This window comes from Streptomyces sp. NPDC020958 (assembly GCF_055562175.1).
Map to the genome: position 1 here is coordinate 20,285 of NZ_JBVHFU010000029.1, position 16,721 is coordinate 37,005.

General features: G+C 71.9%; 16 protein-coding genes and 1 riboswitch. Of the genes, 6 read left to right on the top strand and 10 right to left on the bottom strand.

From position 1 onward, the window contains the following. Positions 1 to 33 precede the first annotated feature (33 nt). Together ACZ3KP_RS40195 and ACZ3KP_RS40200 are read left to right on the top strand one after the other, a co-directional pair. Positions 34 to 723, top strand: a complete 690-nt coding sequence (locus ACZ3KP_RS40195; RefSeq protein WP_132891335.1) for a response regulator transcription factor — start codon at positions 34 to 36, stop codon at positions 721 to 723. Beyond that, positions 720 to 2,153 carry a sensor histidine kinase gene (locus ACZ3KP_RS40200; protein ID WP_467506022.1) on the top strand — a complete coding sequence of 478 codons (1,434 nt, stop codon included), beginning with the start codon at positions 720 to 722 and terminating at the stop codon, positions 2,151 to 2,153. Before ACZ3KP_RS40195 ends, ACZ3KP_RS40200 begins: the two co-directional genes overlap by 4 nt. A gap of 32 nt (positions 2,154 to 2,185) precedes the next feature. Here ACZ3KP_RS40200 and ACZ3KP_RS40205 read toward each other — a convergent pair whose 3' ends face one another. From ACZ3KP_RS40205 to ACZ3KP_RS40215, 3 genes are all read right to left on the bottom strand, one after another. Further along, a complete protein-coding gene (locus ACZ3KP_RS40205) occupies positions 2,186 to 3,727 on the bottom strand; it encodes an ABC transporter substrate-binding protein (RefSeq protein WP_467506024.1) in 1,542 nt (513 codons plus the stop codon). 205 nt (positions 3,728 to 3,932) lie between these two features. Further along, complete coding sequence (locus ACZ3KP_RS40210; RefSeq protein WP_467506026.1) at positions 3,933 to 5,126, bottom strand: metallophosphoesterase; 1,194 nt, start codon at positions 5,124 to 5,126, stop codon at positions 3,933 to 3,935. Between the two features lie 16 nt (positions 5,127 to 5,142). Further along, a complete protein-coding gene (locus tag ACZ3KP_RS40215; protein WP_132891339.1) occupies positions 5,143 to 5,382 on the bottom strand; it encodes an SCO4848 family membrane protein in 240 nt (79 codons plus the stop codon). Between the two features lie 91 nt (positions 5,383 to 5,473). Between ACZ3KP_RS40215 and ACZ3KP_RS40220 the strand changes: the two genes are divergently transcribed. Next, positions 5,474 to 6,760 carry a D-alanyl-D-alanine carboxypeptidase family protein gene (locus tag ACZ3KP_RS40220; RefSeq protein ID WP_467506028.1) on the top strand — a complete coding sequence of 429 codons (1,287 nt, stop codon included), beginning with the start codon at positions 5,474 to 5,476 and terminating at the stop codon, positions 6,758 to 6,760. Here the strand turns inward: ACZ3KP_RS40220 and ACZ3KP_RS40225 are convergent. The 4 genes from ACZ3KP_RS40225 to ACZ3KP_RS40240 all read right to left on the bottom strand — a co-directional run bounded on the left by ACZ3KP_RS40225 (position 6,708) and on the right by ACZ3KP_RS40240 (position 9,581). Further along, positions 6,708 to 7,613: a YihY/virulence factor BrkB family protein gene (locus ACZ3KP_RS40225; RefSeq protein WP_467506030.1), complete on the bottom strand. Its 906-nt coding sequence runs from the start codon at positions 7,611 to 7,613 to the stop codon at positions 6,708 to 6,710. The genes ACZ3KP_RS40220 and ACZ3KP_RS40225 overlap by 53 nt on opposite strands. Then, entirely contained in the window at positions 7,601 to 8,026 is a 426-nt protein-coding gene (locus ACZ3KP_RS40230) for a GtrA family protein (protein WP_358978759.1), read from the bottom strand. Before ACZ3KP_RS40230 ends, ACZ3KP_RS40225 begins: the two co-directional genes overlap by 13 nt. Then, positions 8,023 to 8,967: a decaprenyl-phosphate phosphoribosyltransferase gene (locus tag ACZ3KP_RS40235; protein WP_467506045.1), complete on the bottom strand. Its 945-nt coding sequence runs from the start codon at positions 8,965 to 8,967 to the stop codon at positions 8,023 to 8,025. The genes ACZ3KP_RS40230 and ACZ3KP_RS40235 overlap by 4 nt, the downstream gene beginning before the upstream one ends. 89 nt (positions 8,968 to 9,056) lie before the next feature. Next, positions 9,057 to 9,581, bottom strand: a complete 525-nt coding sequence (locus ACZ3KP_RS40240; protein WP_467506032.1) for a phosphatase PAP2 family protein — start codon at positions 9,579 to 9,581, stop codon at positions 9,057 to 9,059. 151 nt (positions 9,582 to 9,732) lie between these two features. Here ACZ3KP_RS40240 and ACZ3KP_RS40245 point away from each other — a divergent pair, with 151 nt between their 5' ends. Then, a complete protein-coding gene (locus ACZ3KP_RS40245) occupies positions 9,733 to 11,115 on the top strand; it encodes an FAD-binding protein (protein WP_467506034.1) in 1,383 nt (460 codons plus the stop codon). Between the two features lie 22 nt (positions 11,116 to 11,137). Continuing rightward, complete coding sequence (locus tag ACZ3KP_RS40250; protein ID WP_467506036.1) at positions 11,138 to 11,893, top strand: decaprenylphospho-beta-D-erythro-pentofuranosid-2-ulose 2-reductase; 756 nt, start codon at positions 11,138 to 11,140, stop codon at positions 11,891 to 11,893. Between the two features lie 13 nt (positions 11,894 to 11,906). On the opposite strand, the gene ACZ3KP_RS40255 is transcribed toward ACZ3KP_RS40250, so the two are convergent. From ACZ3KP_RS40255 to ACZ3KP_RS40265, 3 genes are all read right to left on the bottom strand, one after another. Beyond that, positions 11,907 to 12,491: a 2'-5' RNA ligase family protein gene (locus ACZ3KP_RS40255; protein WP_467506038.1), complete on the bottom strand. Its 585-nt coding sequence runs from the start codon at positions 12,489 to 12,491 to the stop codon at positions 11,907 to 11,909. Between the two features lie 140 nt (positions 12,492 to 12,631). Next, on the bottom strand, positions 12,632 to 13,645 hold the full coding sequence (gene trpS / locus ACZ3KP_RS40260) for a tryptophan--tRNA ligase (protein ID WP_467506039.1): 1,014 nt from the start codon (positions 13,643 to 13,645) through the stop codon (positions 12,632 to 12,634). Between the two features lie 101 nt (positions 13,646 to 13,746). Beyond that, complete coding sequence (locus ACZ3KP_RS40265) at positions 13,747 to 15,201, bottom strand: glycine hydroxymethyltransferase (protein ID WP_467506040.1); 1,455 nt, start codon at positions 15,199 to 15,201, stop codon at positions 13,747 to 13,749. Between the two features lie 32 nt (positions 15,202 to 15,233). Next, a riboswitch (ZMP/ZTP riboswitch) is annotated at positions 15,234 to 15,324 on the bottom strand. A 103-nt stretch (positions 15,325 to 15,427) separates the two neighbouring features. On the opposite strand from ACZ3KP_RS40265, the gene rocD reads away from it, so the two are divergent. Continuing rightward, positions 15,428 to 16,633, top strand: coding sequence for an ornithine--oxo-acid transaminase (gene rocD / locus ACZ3KP_RS40270; protein WP_467506042.1), 1,206 nt, complete (start codon positions 15,428 to 15,430; stop codon positions 16,631 to 16,633). Positions 16,634 to 16,721 lie beyond the last annotated feature (88 nt).

Genomic DNA, 16,721 nt, shown 5'->3' on the forward strand with positions numbered 1-16,721 from the left:
CCGGCCGTCGGCGTGGACGCCGATACTGAGGGCATGACGGCTCCAGGCAGCACCGTGCTGATCGTGGAGGACGAGCCGAGCATCGCGGACGTCCTCGCCATCGCCCTGCGCTACCACCGGTTCGAGGTGATGACGGCCGGTACGGTCCAGGGCGCCCTCGCCCTGGCCGAGCGCACCCGACCCGACGCGGCCCTGCTCGACGTGATGCTGCCGGACGGCGACGGGCGGGCGCTCGCCCGGGAACTGCGCGTCCGGCAGCCCGACCTGGCCCTGGTCTTCCTGACCGCGCGGGACGCCCCGGCCGAGATAGTCGGCGCTCTCGGCTACGGCGACGACTACATCACCAAGCCCTTCAACATCGACGAGGTCGTCGCCCGCATCGGCGCGGTACTGCGCCGCACCCGCCCGGCCGACGTCATCCAGCAACGGCCACCGCTGCGCTACGGCGACCTGGAGCTGGACGAGACGTCGTACTCGGTGCACCGCGCGGGCCGCACGGTCGAGCTGACCCCGACCGAGTACGCGCTGCTGCGCTTCCTGGTGCGCAACGGCGGCCGGATCGTCCCCAAGGAGCAACTGCTCAAGCACGTCTGGCAGTACGAGCACGCGCCGTCGGAGTCCACCGTCGTGGAGACCTACATCAGCTACCTGCGGCGCAAACTCGACACCCTCGGGGCGCCGGTGATCACCACCCGGCGGGGCGTCGGATACGGCCTGGCATGAACCTTCGCGACCGCGGGCACCGGCACGGGCTGCACTCCCTGCGCGGCAAACTGACCCTGGCCAACGCCGGACTGCTCGCCGTCGGCATCGTGCTGGCGACCGCGGTGAGCATCATGGGCATGCGGCTGTACCTGCTCGACCAGGTCGACTCCGAGCTGCTCAAGACCCGTACCTCGCTGAGCGGTTCGGGGCTCACCCTGCGGCAGGTCGACTCGCTGACCGCGCTCGGCGTGGTCCGCGAGCGGATCACCCCCGCCGAGTCCGACCCGACACCCGACTCGATCTTCACCGTGGTGGGCGGCGACGGCCGGGCGGTCACCGTCTTCGACCTGAAGCCGACGGACGCGCAGCGGGCCCTCGCGGCCGCCGTGTCCGACCCGCGCGCCCTCGCCGCCGCGCCCGGCCCCCGCGACCTCGACGTGCACGGCGCGGCCTACCGGGTGACGGCGACCCGGCTCGCCGACGGCCCCTACATCCTGCTGGCCTCCTCGACCGAGCTGCTGCATAAGGGCATAGCGAAGGCGCTCCGGCTGGACTTCGCGGTCGGCACCCTGCTGCTCGCGCTGCTGTGCTGCCTGACCATGTACAGCGTGCGGCGACGGCTGCTGCCCCTGGAGGACATGGTGGAGACCTCCTCGGCGATCGCCGAGGGCGACCTGACCCGGCGGGTGCCGTCGAGCCACCACCCGACGCAGGAGGTCGAGCAGTTGCGGCTCGCCCTCAACTCCATGCTCCAGCAGGTGGAGACGGCGTACCGGACGCGGGAGCACAGCGCCGCCCAGCTGCGGCGGTTCGTCGCCGACGCGTCCCACGAACTGCGCACGCCGCTCGCCGCCATCCGCGGCTACCTCCAGCTGTACGACCAGGGGATGCTGAGCGAGCCGGGCGAGCGGCGGCGGGCCTGGGACCGGATGCACGGGGAGGTGGACCGGATGGGCCGGCTGGTGGACGAACTGCTGCTGCTCGCGCGGCTCGACCAGCGGCCGGAGATCCGGTTCCGGAACGTCGACGTGAGCCGGCTGGCGCGGGACGCGGCGGAGGACCTGCGGGCGCAGCAGCCGGACCGGCGGGTCGTCGTCTCGGCCGACGGGGCGGTGCTGGTGCGGGCCGACGAGTCCGGGCTGCGGCAGGTGCTGGGCAACCTGCTGGCCAACGTCCGGGTGCACACGCCGGTCGAGGCCGCCGTGCGGCTGGGGGTGGAACGGGCGGACGGGGTGGTGCGGGTGTGCGTCGCCGACGAGGGGCCGGGGCTCGGGGAGGAGGACGCGGCCCGGATCTTCGACCGGTTCTTCCGGGTGGGGGGCGGCGACGGGAGCGGGCTGGGGATGGCGATCGTGCAGGGCGTGGTGGAGGCGCACGGCGGTGAGGTGGCGGTGCGCACGGCGCCCGGGAAGGGGCTGGCGGTGACCGTCACGTTGCGGTCGGCCTGAGTCCCGGGCGCGTGCCGTCGGCGATCCGGCGGTCAGATCCAGTTCAGACTCCACAGGCGGAACACGCCCGTGCTGTCCGTGAGGTACTGGGCGCCGCCGACGTCCTCGCTGCTGAGGACGTAGTCGGTGCGCTGCCAGAGCGGGATCAGCGGGACGTCGTTCGCCACGTCCGTCTGGACGCTGCGGAAGTCCTGCTCGGCCTGGCTGCGGTCGGCGTACTGCTGGCTGTGCTGGAGGAGGTTGTCGACGGCCGGGTTGCTGTAGCCGGTGCTCATCACGGAGTGGCTGCCGACCAGGGAGGCGCCGAAGGTGTCCGGGTCGGGATAGTCGGCGACCCAGCCGACCGCCCAGGCGTCCATCTTGCCCGCGGCCCACGACTTCTGGAAGTCGGTCCACTCGTAGCCCTTGACGTCGACCTTGAACAGACCGCCCTTCTCCAGCTGCTGCTTCAGGACGGCGGCCTCCTCGGCTCCCGCGCCGCGCCCGATGCCGTACCCGAAGGAGAACTCGACGGGGGTGCTGACCCCGGCCCGGGCCAGCAGCGCCTTCGCCTTGGCGACGCTCTGCTCCGGGTAGTCGTCGAAGAAGGACGTGGTGTGGCCGGTGAGGCCGGCCGGGATCAGCGAGTACAGCGGCTGCACCGTGCCGTCGTACACGGACGAGGCGAGGTCCTCGCGGTCGACCAGCCAGGCGATGGCGCGGCGGACGAGCACGTCGTGCAGGGGCGACTTCTGCCGGGTGTTCAGGTACAGGTTGCGGGTCTCGGAGCTGTCGGACTCCAGGACGCGCTGGTTCGGGTCGCTCGGCGAGAGCTTGGAGACCATGGCGGGCGGCAGCGTCCGGGTCGCCACGTCGACCTGCTTGGCCTTGTAGGCGGCGGCGAGCTTGGCCGAGTCGGCGTAGTAGCGCAGCTCGACGGGGCGTCCGCTGCCGCTCAGGTCGCCCTTGTAGTGCGCGTTGGGTTGCAGGTCCGCCTGCTTGTCCTTCGTGTACGACGTCAGGGTGTACGGGCCGGTGCCGTCCACCGCGGTGCCGGTGCGCAGGCTGTCCGCCGGGTACTTGTCCTTGTCGACGATCGCGCCGGCGCCGGTGGCCAGTTTGAACGGGAACGTCGCGTCGGGCGAGGACAGGTGGAAGGTGACGGCCTTGCCGTCGGCGGTCACCGAGCCGAGGGTGGACAGCAGGGAGGCCGGGCCGACATCGGAGTTGATCTTCTTGACCCGGTCGAAGGAGTACTTCACGTCCTCGGCGGTCATCGTCCGGCCGCTCGGGAAGGTGATCCCGTCCCGCACCACGCAGCGGTACGTCCTGAGGCCCGAGCCCGTGAACGAACAGCTCCGGGCCGCGTCCGGGACCGGCTGGGCACCGCCGGGCTCGAAGGTGAGCAGCGTCTGGAAGACGTTGTTGTACAGCGCCCAGGAGCCGGCGTCGTAGGCGCCGGCCGGATCGAGCGAGGTGACGGCGTCCGTCGTACCGACGGTGATCGTCTTGTTCTGGTTCTCCTGCGACGGCAGCAGCTGCCAGCCGCCGATCCCCGCGACCGCAAGGACGACGAGCGTCACGAGAATCCGCATGCGAACAGATCGCACGGTTGGTGCCTCCCCATAAACGCCACTCCCCTAAGTGACGCGGCTCACCTAATCACAGGTGTTTCAGGTGGGGGAAGAGCGATCTGACTAGATGAGGAAGAACTTACCGAGCGCTCGTTTCGGCCGGATTTCACAGTGGCTTCACAGGAGCGGCGCGGGAGGGCCACGGGGGCCCGCGGGAGCGTTCCGGTCAGGCGTGCCGCGAGGCGAGTTCGATGACCGTGATGTCGGACGGGGCACCCACCCGGGTCGGCGGACCCCAGGCGCCGGCGCCCCGGGAGACGTACAGCTGGGTGTCGCCGTAGCGGTCCAGACCGGCGACGGTCGGGTTGGCCGCCGCGGCGACGAGGTCGCCGGGCCAGAGCTGGCCGCCGTGGGTGTGACCGGAGAGCTGGAGGTCGACGTGGTGGCGGACGGCCTCGTGGATCTGGACGGGCTGGTGGGCGAGGAGCACGCAGGCGCGGGCCGGGTCGCGGCCGGCCAGCGCGCGGTCGAAGTCGGGGCCCTGGCCGGTGCTCCGCCCGGCGAGGTCGTTCACGCCGGCGAGGTCGAAGTGGGCGAGTTCGGTGCGGGCGTTCTCCAGGGGGTGGAGGCCCAGGCGGCGTACCTCCTCGACCCACTGGGCGGCACCGGAGAAGTACTCGTGGTTGCCGGTGACGAAGTACGCGCCGTGCCGCGCGGACAGCTGGGCGAGGGGGGCGGCCGCCGGGCCGAGGTCCTTGACGCTGCCGTCCACGAGGTCGCCGACCACCGCGATCAGGTCGGGCTGGGTGGCGTTGATCGTGTCCACGACCCGCTGCGCGAAGCCGCGGCCGAGGACGGGGCCCAGGTGGATGTCGCTGACGACGGCGATGCGGTAGCCGTGCGCGGCCCGCGGGAGTTTGGCGAGGGGCACGGTGACGCGCTTCACGCTCGGGCCGCGGAGGACGCCGTAGGTGCCGAGGCCGACGGTGGCGGTGGCGGCGGTGGCGGCCGCGCCGCCGATCACCCGGGAGACGAAGAGGCGGCGGGTGGGGGTAGGGCCCTGTGGAGACGGCTGCTCGCCGTCGTGGCCGGTGGCACCCACGCGGCGGCAGCGCTTCTGCACGACTCGGGTCAGCGGGCGTATCGCTTCCCCCGCCACCACCGCCAGGAGCAGGTACAGGGAGAGCGCCATCCACAGGAAGCCCGGCCACGCCAGGGTGCGCTGGAGGAGGAACGGGGCGTGGCCGACCTCGGCGAAGAGGGCCGCGAACATCAGTGCCGGGCCCACGACGAACAGCGCGGTGCCCAGTCGGCGCGGCCACCCCCACCCGGTCGTCGTGTCCCGCACCAGGCGCCGCCACACGTACCAGTACGGGCCCGCCACCACGGCCAGGGCGACGAGCCCGACGACGATGATCACCCCGGGGTGCCTCTCCCTATGACGTACGGCGCAGTGCGCGGACTCCGCGCAACCCGATGACCCCGATGACCGTCCCCAATACGAAGGACACGACGGCCAGGGTCAGGTGGATCCAGAAGTACGCCGTGGGACTGCCGTCGTGGAAGGCGAGTCCGCTGCCGTCCTTGACGAGGTTTTTGACGAAAGTGATCCAGATGAACCAACTCCACACCCCGAAGGCGAGCAGGAACCAGGAGACCGGACGGCTGAGTTTCACGCAGTCAGTATCGCCGTTCGCTGTCCGGTTCCGATTCCGGGGTGGGGTCGGTGGTGGGACTTCGCCCTCCGTGCCGGGTACGTTCTCGTCCGTGCCCGCACCGAAACCGAGGACCAGCCGATCTTTGCTGGTCACCTCCGCCGCCCTGCTGTCCCTGTCGCTCACCGCCCCGGCCGCGCTCGCCGCGCCGAAGCCGTCGACGAGCCCCTCGGCCACTCCGCCGGCGAACATGTCGACGGTCGGCGGTGCCCGGCTGGGCCGCCCCGGCACCCAGGTGGATCTCGGCGCCGGGGCGCCGGTGCTGCCGAAGGACATCACCGCCCGTTCCTGGATCGTCTCCGACGCCGAGTCGGGCGAGGTGCTCGCCGCGCACAACGCGCACTGGCGGCTGCCCCCGGCGAGCACCCTGAAGATGCTGTTCGCCGACACCGTGCTGCCCCGGTTCCCGAGGTCGACCACGCACAAGGTGGTGCCGGCCGACCTCGCGGGCATGGGCGCCGGTTCCAGCCTGGTCGGGATAAAGGAGGGCCAGACGTACACGGTGCACGACCTGTGGCTCGGGGTCTTCCTGCGGTCCGGCAACGACGCCGTGCACGTGCTGTCCGCGATGAACGGCGGGGTCGGGCAGACCGTCAAGGACATGCAGGACCACGCCGACGAACTGCAGGCGCTGGACACGCACGTGGTGAGTCCGGACGGGTACGACCAGCCGGGGCAGGTGTCGTCGGCGTACGACCTGTCGCTGTTCGCACGTTCGGGCCTGCAGAAGAAGGACTTCCGCGAGTACTGCTCGACCGTCCGGGCGAGCTTCCCCGGCGACACGGCGAAGAACGCCAAGGGCAAGCCGGTCCGGGGCTCCTTCGAGATCCAGAACACCAACCGGCTGCTCAGCGGTGACTTCGACGTGTCGGTCTACCCGGGCATCGCGGGGGTGAAGAACGGCAACACCACCAACGCGGGCGCCACCTTCACCGGCGTCGCCGAGCGGGGCGGCAGGGTGCTGCTGGTCACGGTGATGAACCCGGCGAAGAAGGAGCACAACGAGGTCTACAAGGAGACCGCCAAGCTGTTCGACTGGGGGTTCCAGGCGGCGGGCAAGGTGACTCCGGTGGGTGAGCTGGTCGCGCCCCGGGGGGCGGTGGGTTCCACCGCGCAGCCGGGGGCGACCCCCTCGGCGACCGCGGCCGGTGCCGGTACGGGTACGGGGAAGGACGCCGGGTCGAAGCCGGTGGCGGCCTCCTCCGCGGGCGGCTCCAGCGGGGTCGGGGTCGCGCTGGCGGTCACGGGCGGGGCGCTGGTGCTGCTGGTGGGTGCGGCGTTCCTGGTCAACCGCCGCTGGCCGCTGCCGGATCTGGTACGCCGCCGGACTCGGCCCTGACCGCGGCGCCGCTCTCCGTGGCCGTCCAGGAGGCGCAGAACAGGACGAGTTTCGAGGTGAAGTTGATCCACAGCAGCAGGGCCACCGGCACCCCGAACGCGCCGTACATGCTCTTCGCCGCGATGCCCTGGATGTAGCCGCTGAGCAGCAGTTTGAGGAGTTCGAAGCCGACCGCGCCGATCAGGGCCGCGACCAGCAGCCTGTGGCGCGTCGGTTCGACTCCGGGCAGCAGGGTGAGGACGTAGAGCAGCAGCAGGAAGTCGGCCACCACGGCGACCGCGAACGCGACGATCCGCAGCAGCACGCTGCCCCAGCCGTGTTCGGGCAGGCCCAGCTGCCGGGACGTCCAGCCGACCGCCGCCGAGGCGATCGTGGACACCGCGAGGGTGGCGAGGACCGCGCCGCCGAAGCCGAGCAGGATGCCGCCGTCCTTGAGCTTGACGAGGACCGGGTTCTGGTCCTTGTCGGCCAGTTCCCACACCGCGCGCAGGCAGTCCCGCATCTGCCCGACCCAGTTGATGCCGGTGAACAGCAGGACGGCACCGGCGATCAGGCCGACGGTGCCGGCGTTCTGGACCAGCGTGTTGAGGTCCAGCTGGTCGGAGATGCCGGGGACCTGGTCGGCGATCTTGTTCTGGAGGTCCCTCTGCTTCGACTCGCTCAGCGTGGCGGCGGCGACCGCGGCACCCACGGTGAGCAGCGGGAAGAGCGAGACGAAGCTGATGAAGGTCATCGCGGCGGCCAGCCGGGTCCACTTCACCCGGTCCAGCCGCTCGTACGACCGCCACGCGTGCGTGGTCATCAGCCGGCCCACCAGCGGGCCGACGAAGGGAAGTCTGCTCAGCCAGTCCATGATCCCACTCTGCCCCCTGACCGGAACACCAATGTGCGGGTACCCCAGAAGCGCAGAAGTGTGGCCAGCGCCATGCCGACGACCGCCCCGGAGACGGTGTCGGCGCGCTGCGAGGTGAGACCGAGGCCGTAGTGGCTGACGGCGAGGCAGAGCAGTTGGACGAGGGCGCCCGCGAGGTTCACGGCGACGAAGACGGCGTAGGGGCGCACGCCGGTGGCGCGGGTGTGGCGGTAGGTGCCGCAGGCGTTGCCGAGGTAGGCGACCGTGCAGCCGGCCACGAAGGACAGGGACTTGGCCGTGAGCGGGTCGAGGGCGGCCGGTCCGCGCAGGAGGCTGAAGAGGGCGAGGTCGGCGGCGTAGGCGAGCAGACCGACGGCGGCGAAGCCGATCAGCTCACGCCGGTCCGCGCTCACCAGTGGGCCACCGCGAGGGCGTACATGGCCAGCCAGGCGAGGCCGATCAGGGCGAGGGCGCGGTCGCGCAGGACGACGTCCTCGGGCTCGCCGGCGGTGCCCCGGTCGGCGAAGACGGCGTAGCGCAGGATCGCCAGGATGAAGGCGACCATGGACAGCTGGCGCCAGGGCAGCAGGCCGGCGCCGGGTCCGCCGTGGCCCTCCAGGGCCCACAGGCAGTAGGCGAGGACGGCGACCCCGGCGGCGAGCTGCCAGACGAAGCGGAGGTAGCCGGTGGTGTACTCGGTGAGCAACGCGCGCGTGGCACCCGCCTTCCCGGCCATCTGCACGGCTTCCGAGTAGCGCTTCGCCGACACCATGAAGAGCGCGCCGAAGCCGGTGGTGATCAGGAACCAGCGGGACAGCGGGATGCCGAGGGCGAGCCCGCCGATCATCGCCCGCATCAGGAACCCGGTGGTGACGACGGCGAGGTCGACGACCAGGACGTGCTTCAGGCTGACGCAGTAGGCCAGTTGCATGGCCAGGTAGGCGATCAGGAGGACGGCTACCAGGGGTGGGGCCAGCCGGGCGGCGAGCAGGGGTCCCAGGGCCGCCAGGACGCCTCCCACGGTGTAGGCGACGGGGACCGGGACCTGTCCGGCGGCGACCGGGCGGCGGCACTTGACGGGGTGGGCGCGGTCGGCCTCGGCGTCCCGGGCGTCGTTGATCAGGTAGACGGCGGCGGCGCAGGCGGTGAACAGGGCGAAGACCAGGGCCTCGCGCAGCAGGGCGGACACCGAGAAGAGGCGCCCGGCGGCGGCCGGGGCGGCGATGACGAGGACGTTCTTGACCCACTGCTTGGGTCGGGTGGTCTTCAGCAGGCCCGTGAGGAGGAGGCCGGGGGCGAGGTGCGCGCGTGCCCGTCCGGACGGCCGGAGGGGGTGGCCGCGCTGTTCGTGCAGTGTCGTTTCGGCAGACGTCTCGCCGGCAGGTGTCCCGTCGGCGAGCGTCCCGTCGGCGAGCGTCTCGCCGGCCGCGTGGGCGGTCTCGGTCACGGCCGCCTCCCCGCGTGCGAGGCGCCGGGCACTCCCTCGCGCATCCAACGCGCTCCCGCGCGCGCCGTGAGCGCTCCCAGTGCCGCGCCCGCCGCCACGTCCGTCGGGTAGTGCACGCCGGCGACCAGCCGGGAGAGGCACACGGCGACCGCGAGGGGCGCAAGTCCGGACGCGCCGAGCGCCCCGAAGGCGACGGCGGCCGCCGTCGCGGAGGTGGCGTGCGAGCTGGGGAAGGAGTGCCGGCCGGCGGTCCGCACCCGGGGCCGTACATGCGCGGGGCGCGCCCGTCGTACGACCCGTTTCACGGCCATGCTGCCGAGGTGCGCGCCCGCGACCAGCGCCGTGCCGCGCAACCAGGCGCCGCGCCGCGCGCCGTCCACGGCGGCCCCGGCTAGGCCCGCCGCGAGCCAGAGCGCACCGTGTTCCCCGGCGAGGGAGAGACCGCGTGCGGCCGACGCGACGCGTGGATCGGCGCCGCAGGCGTGCAGCGCGGTCAGGATCCGGTGGTCCATGTCGTCCATTGGACTCACTGTTCACCTTCACGCGGCCAAAGCTACGACCCTATTGAGCGACATTCGGACAATCACCCGTTTCGGGGAGTCAGGTGATCTTTCGTAACCAATCCCCTGTAAAACCCATAACCACCCATACGGCAGGGATACGGTCGTCCCCATGCCTGGAAAGCCCGGCGGACCCACCGCGCCCGAAGTCACCGTCCCCGTCACCGGCTGGGGCCGCACCGCCCCCACCGCCGCCCGTCTGATCCGCCCCCGCACCTACCAGGAGGCGGCCGACGCGATCCGCACCTGCGGGGTGCGCGGCGGTATCGCCCGGGGCCTGGGGCGGGCGTACGGCGACGCGGCGCAGAACGCCGGCGGCGCCGTGCTCGACATGACGGGTCTCGACCGCATCCATGCCATCGACGCGGACGGCGGCACCGTGCTGTGCGACGCAGGGGTCTCGTTGCACCGCCTGATGGAGGTGCTGCTGCCGCTCGGCTGGTTCGTCCCGGTGACCCCGGGGACCCGCCAGGTGACGGTGGGCGGCGCGATCGGCGCCGACATCCACGGCAAGAACCACCATGTCTCGGGATCGTTCTCCCGTCACGTGCTGTCCTTCGAACTGCTCACCGCCGACGGCCACGTCCGCACGGTGAGCCGCGGCACCCCGCTGTTCGACGCGACGGCCGGCGGCATGGGTCTGACCGGGGTGATCCTCACGGCGACCGTCCGCCTCCTCCCCGTCGAGACGTCGTACATGTCCGTCGACACCGAACGCGCCACCGACCTCGACGACCTGATGACCCGGCTCACCGCCACCGACCACCGCTACCGCTACTCGGTCGCCTGGATCGACCTGCTCGCGCGCGGGGCGGCCACCGGCCGCGCGGTGCTCACGCGCGGCGACCACGCCCCCCGGGAGGCGCTCGGCGAGCACACCCGCGCCGGGCGCGCCCCCCTCGCCTTCCACCCCCGCACCCTTCCCGCCGCCCCCGCCTTCGTCCCCGACGGCCTCCTCGGCCGCACCACCGTGGGCCTGTTCAACGAAGTCTGGTACCGCAAGGCCCCCCGCGCCCGGGTGGGCCGGCTCCAGCACGTCTCCACGTTCTTCCACCCCCTGGACGGCGTCCCGCACTGGAACCGCGTCTACGGCCGGGCCGGATTCGTCCAGTACCAGTTCGCCGTCGGACACGGCCGGGAGGACACGCTGCGCCGGATCGTGACCCGGGTCTCCGAGCACCGCTGCCCGTCCTTCCTGGCCGTCCTCAAACGCTTCGGCGACGCCGACCCCGGCTGGCTCTCCTTCCCCGTGCCCGGCTGGACCCTCGCCCTGGACATCCCGGCCGGCCTGCCCGGCCTCGCCGCCCTCCTCGACGGACTGGACGAGGAGGTGGCGGCCGCCGGTGGCCGCGTCTACCTCGCCAAGGACTCCCGGCTGCGTCCCGAACTGCTCGCCGCGATGTATCCGAGGCTCGACGAATTCCGTGCCCTGCGAGCGGAGTTGGACCCGCGCGGGGTGTTCGTCTCCGACCTGTCCCGCCGTCTCGGTCTCTAGCCCCCCGTCGTCAGGAGCTGTCGTGAAGGACGCCTTCGGAATGCCCCAGTCGCTGCTCGTCCTCGGCGGTACGTCCGAGATCGCGCTGGCCACCGCCCGCCGGCTGATCGCCCGCCGCACCCGCACGGTGTGGCTCGCCGGCCGCCCCTCCCCCGCGCTCGACCGGGCCGCCGCGCACCTGCGCACCCTCGGGCCCGACGTCCACACCGTCCCCTTCGACGCGCTCGACCCCGAGTCCCACGAGGCGGCCCTCGGCAAGGTCTTCGCGGAGGGCGACGTCGACGTGGTCCTGCTGGCCTTCGGCGTCCTCGGCGACCAGGCGGCCGACGAACGCGAGCCGCTCAGCGCCGTACGGGTCGCGCAGACCAACTACACCGGCGCCGTCTCGGCGGGCCTGGTGAGCGCACGGGCCCTGCAGGCCCAGGGCCACGGCTCACTGGTGGTCCTGTCGTCGGTCGCCGGGGAGCGGGCCAGGCGCTCCAACTTCATCTACGGCTCCAGCAAGGCGGGCCTGGACGCCTTCGCCCAGGGCCTGGGCGACGCCCTGCACGGGACGGGTGTGCACGTGATGGTCGTACGGCCGGGCTTCGTACGGTCGAGGATGACCGAGGGCCTGGAGGAGGCCCCCCTGGCGACGACCCCGGAAGCGGTGGCGACGGCGATCGAGACGGGCCTGCGGCGGCGCTCGGAGGTGGTGTGGGTACCGGGCGCCCTGCGCCTGGTGATGTCGGCCCTGCGCCACGCACCACGATCGGTGTTCCGGCGGCTGCCGATCTAGTCGGGCCCGCGGCCTACCGACTGGCGATGCTTCCCCGCTCCACATGCCCCACCTGAGGAGGCACGACGACCCCGGAGCCCCCGAAGACGAACTCACGCAGCTTCCGCCACACCCCGTCCGCCCCCTGCTCGTACAACGCGAACCCCATGCACGGCCACTCGGCCTCGAACCCCGCCAGCTCGGCGAACGCCCGGTCCATCGCCGCCTCGTCGATCCCGTGGGCGACGGTCACGTGCGGGTGGTACGGGAACTGCAACTCCCGCTCCAGCGGCCCCGACGCGTCCCGCACCCGCGACTGCAGCCACGCGCACTCCTCGGCCCCCCGGTCCACCCGGACGTACACCACCGGCGAGAGCGGCCGGAACGTACCGGTGCCGCACAGCCGCATCGGAAACGGCCGGCCCGCCGCGGCGACCTCGCTCAGGTGGGCCTCCACCGCGGCCAGCGCCCCCGCGTCGACCTCGGTCGGCGGCAGCAGGGTCACGTGCGTGGGAATGCCATGGGCCGCGGCGTCGCCGAAGCCCGCGCGCCGCTCCTGGAGCAGGCTGCCGTGAGGCTCCGGGACCGCGATCGACACGCCGATCGTTACGGTCCCCACGTCATCTCCCGTCGGTCGTGATGGTGGACGGGTGTCGGGTTCGTACCCGGCCGTCCGGCTATCGACTGTACGGCCACGGCCGCCTCGCGGGCAGCCGTGGCCGAAGTGATGTGCAGCGCTTCGCTCCGCCCGGTGACGGCTCAGTGCTTGGCGGGCAGGAAGCCGACGCGGTCGTAGGCCTGCGCAAGGGTCTCGGCCGCGACCGCGCGCGCCTTCTCCGCGCCCTTGGCCAGGATCGAGTCGAGGGTCTCCGAGTCGTCCAGGTACTGCTGGGTGCGCTCGCGGAAGGGGGTCACGAACTCGACCATGATGGCGGCGAGGTCCGTCTTGAGCGCGCCGTACATCTTGCCCTCGTACTCCTGCTCCAGCTCGGCGATCGACGTGCCGGTGAGGGTGGAGTGGATGGTGAGCAGGTTCGAGACGCCCGGCTTCTGAGCGTGGTCGTAGCGGATCACCGTGTCGGTGTCGGTGACCGCGCTCTTCACCTTCTTCGCGGTCACCTTGGGGTCGTCGAGGAGGTTGATGAGGCCCTTCGGCGTGGACGCCGACTTGCTCATCTTGATCGACGGGTCCTGGAGGTCGAAGATCTTCGCCGTCTCCTTGAGGATGTACGGCTTCGGGACGGTGAAGGTCTCGCCGAACCGGCCGTTGAAGCGCTCGGCGAGGTCACGGGTGAGCTCGACGTGCTGGCGCTGGTCCTCGCCGACGGGCACCTCGTGGGCCTGGTACAGCAGGATGTCGGCGACCTGGAGGATCGGGTACGTGAACAGGCCGACGCTCGCGCGGTCGGCGCCCTGCCGGGCCGCCTTGTCCTTGAACTGGGTCATCCGGCTGGCCTCGCCGAAGCCGGTGAGGCAGTTCATGACCCAGGCGAGCTGGGCGTGCTCGGGGACATGGCTCTGCACGAAGAGGGTGCAGCGGTCCGCGTCCAGGCCGGCGGCGAGCAGCTGGGCGGTGGCGAGCCGGGTGTTGGCGCGCAGGTCCGCGGGGTCCTGCGGGACCGTGATCGCGTGCAGGTCGACGACCATGTAGAAGGCGTCGTGGGACTCCTGGAGGGCCACCCACTGGCGGACGGCGCCGAGGTAGTTGCCCAGGTGGAACGAACCGGCGGTGGGCTGGATGCCGGAGAGCACGCGAGGTCGGTCTGAGGCCATGTTCACCATTCTCTCAGAGACCTCGGGGGGTTTCGGTGCGCGGGGAACCGCGGGCCGCTGGGGGCCGGTCGCGCAGTTCCCCGCGCCCCTTTCAGGGGCACTCAGCCGAGGTCGATCTCCGGGTACAGCGGGAAGCCCGCCACCAGGTCGGTCGCGCGCTGGGCGATCTCCGTGGACACCTTCTCGTCGAGGACGTGGCTCGCCTTGCTCGGCGCGCCCGACTTCGTGGTACCCGGCTCGGTGGTGGTGAGGACGCGGTCGATCAGGCCCGCGACCTCGTCCATCTCGGCCGTGCCCAGGCCCCGCGTGGTCAGCGCCGGGGTGCCGATGCGGATGCCGGAGGTGTACCAGGCGCCGTTCGGGTCGGCCGGGATCGCGTTGCGGTTGGTGACGATGCCCGAGTCGAGGAGCGCGGACTCGGCCTGGCGGCCGGTGAGGCCGTAGGAGGAGGCCACGTCGATCAGGTTGAGGTGGTTGTCGGTGCCGCCGGTGACCAGGGTGGCGCCCCGGCGCATCAGGCCCTCGGCCAGCGCGCGCGAGTTGTCCACGATCCGCTGGGCGTAGTCCTGGAACGCGGGCTGCCGGGCCTCGGCGAGGGCGACGGCCTTGGCGGCCATGACGTGCGGGAGCGGGCCGCCGAGGACCATCGGGCAGCCGCGGTCGACCTGGTCCTTGAGGGAGTCGTCGCACAGGACCATGCCGCCGCGCGGGCCGCGCAGCGACTTGTGGGTGGTGGTGGTGACGATCTGGGCGTGCGGGACCGGGTCGAAGTCGCCGGTGAGGACCTTGCCGGCGACCAGGCCCGCGAAGTGCGCCATGTCGACCATGAGGGTCGCGCCGACCTCGTCGGCGATCTCCCGCATGATCCGGAAGTTCACCAGGCGGGGGTACGCGGAGTAGCCGGCGACGATGATGAGCGGCTTGAACTCACGGGCCTGGGCGCGCAGCGCGTCGTAGTCGATGAGGCCGGTGGCCGGGTCGGTGCCGTAGGAGCGCTGGTCGAACATCTTTCCTGAGATGTTCGGGCGGAAGCCGTGGGTGAGGTGGCCGCCCGCGTCCAGGGACATGCCGAGCATCCGCTGGTTGCCGAAGGCCTGCCGCAGTTCCGCCCAGTCGGCCTCGGTCAGGTCGTTGACCTGGCGGGCGCCGGACTTCTCCAGGAAGGGGACCTCGACGCGGTCGGCGAGGACGGCCCAGAAGGCGACCAGGTTGGCGTCGATGCCGGAGTGCGGCTGCACGTAGGCGTGGCGGGCGCCGAACAGCTCGCGGGCGTGCTCGGCGGCGAGGCCCTCGACGGTGTCGACGTTGCGGCAGCCGGCGTAGAAGCGGCGGCCGATGGTGCCCTCGGCGTACTTGTCGCTGAACCAGTTGCCCATCGCGAGCAGGGTCGCCGGGGAGGCGTAGTTCTCGGACGCGATCAGCTTGAGCATCTCGCGCTGGTCGGCGACCTCCTGACCGATGGCGTCGGCGACGCGCGGCTCGACGGCGCGGATCACGTCGAGGGCGGCGCGGTAGGCGGTGGACTCGGTGGACAGGGGCGCGGACTTGTCAGTCATTCGGGACCTCCGGACATGTCGTTCGGCACTCACGGTTCGGCCCAGGCGCACGGCACTCGGTCACAACACGAGCCGCTCCCCGATGGTCGGTCCCATCCCAGCGCGCCAGTCACGGCCCTCCGGTCACATTACCGGGCACGCCCGGCCCGGGGGCCGTGGCGTCCACCAGTCGGGCACGGACAAGAGGTAGGAAAGGGGTAATCCCGCCGCGTCCCCCGGAGTCGCCGTGACCACTACGGAAGCCCTCGTCGCCGCCGCCGAGCTGCACAGCGCGCCTACCTACCACCCGCTGCCGGTGGTGATCGCCACGGGCGAGGGGGCGTGGCTGACCGACGTCGAGGGGCGCCGGTACCTGGACTTCCTGGCCGGTTACTCGGCGCTGAACTTCGGACACGGCCACCCGCGCCTGGTCGCGGCGGCGAAGGCGCAGCTCGAACGGGTGACCCTGACGTCCCGGGCCTTCCACCACGACCGGTTCGCCGCGTTCTGCACCGAGCTGGCGGAGCTGTGCGGGATGGAGATGGTGCTGCCGATGAACACCGGGACGGAGGCGGTGGAGACGGCGGTGAAGACGGCCAGGAAGTGGGGGTACCGGGTCAAGGGCGTGCCCGCGGAGATGGCCAAGGTGGTGGTCGCGGGCGGCAACTTCCACGGCCGTACGACCACGGTGATCTCCTTCTCCACCGACCCCGAGGCACGGGCGGACTACGGGCCGTACACGCCCGGCTTCGAGATCGTCCCGTACGGCGACCTGACGGCCCTGCGCGCCGCGCTGACCGAGAACACGGTCGCCGTGCTCCTGGAGCCGATCCAGGGCGAGGCCGGGGTGATCGTGCCGCCGGCGGGCTATCTGGCGGGCGTGCGGGAGCTGACCCGCGAGCGGGACGTGCTGTTCGTCGCGGACGAGATCCAGTCCGGTCTCGGGCGGACCGGGCGCACGTTCGCGTGCGAGCACGAGGGGGTCGTGCCCGACGTGTACGTCCTCGGGAAGGCGCTCGGGGGCGGGGTGCTGCCGGTGTCGGCGGTGGTGGCGCGGGCGGAGGTGCTGGGTGTCTTCCGACCGGGCGAACACGGCTCCACGTTCGGGGGGAACCCGCTGGCCTGCGCCCTGGGCCTGGAGGTGATCGCGATGCTGCGGACCGGGGAGTTCCAGGAGCGGGCGACGGTCCTCGGGGAGGTGCTGCACCGGCGGCTGGCGGAGATCGCGGGCAGCGGACTGCTGACGGCCGTGCGGGGGCGGGGGCTGTGGGCCGGGGTGGACGTGGCTCCGGGGGTGGGATCGGGGCGGCTGGTCTCGGAGCGGTTGATGGAGCGGGGGGTGCTGGTGAAGGAGTCGCACAGGACGACGGTGCGGGTGGCTCCGCCGCTGGTGGTCGAGGAGGAGGACCTGGAGTGGGGGATGGAGCAGCTGTGGGGGGTGTTGAGCGCCTAGATGATCTATTCCAAGGGGTGCCTGTAGAGACGTAAACGAGGGTGTCCAAGATCGTTGTGTGACGAACAACCTGGACACCCTCGCGACC

Coding starts and splice junctions, on each gene's coding strand:
- ACZ3KP_RS40265 (WP_467506040.1), bottom strand. CDS start 15,201: ATGACTGACAAGTCCGCGCCCCTGTCCACCGAGTCCACCGCCTACCGC.
- ACZ3KP_RS40240 (WP_467506032.1), bottom strand. CDS start 9,581: ATGGACGACATGGACCACCGGATCCTGACCGCGCTGCACGCCTGCGGC.
- ACZ3KP_RS40195 (WP_132891335.1), top strand. CDS start 34: ATGACGGCTCCAGGCAGCACCGTGCTGATCGTGGAGGACGAGCCGAGC.
- trpS (WP_467506039.1), bottom strand. CDS start 13,645: ATGGCCTCAGACCGACCTCGCGTGCTCTCCGGCATCCAGCCCACCGCC.
- ACZ3KP_RS40225 (WP_467506030.1), bottom strand. CDS start 7,613: ATGGACTGGCTGAGCAGACTTCCCTTCGTCGGCCCGCTGGTGGGCCGG.
- ACZ3KP_RS40200 (WP_467506022.1), top strand. CDS start 720: ATGAACCTTCGCGACCGCGGGCACCGGCACGGGCTGCACTCCCTGCGC.
- ACZ3KP_RS40205 (WP_467506024.1), bottom strand. CDS start 3,727: ATGCGGATTCTCGTGACGCTCGTCGTCCTTGCGGTCGCGGGGATCGGC.
- ACZ3KP_RS40245 (WP_467506034.1), top strand. CDS start 9,733: ATGCCTGGAAAGCCCGGCGGACCCACCGCGCCCGAAGTCACCGTCCCC.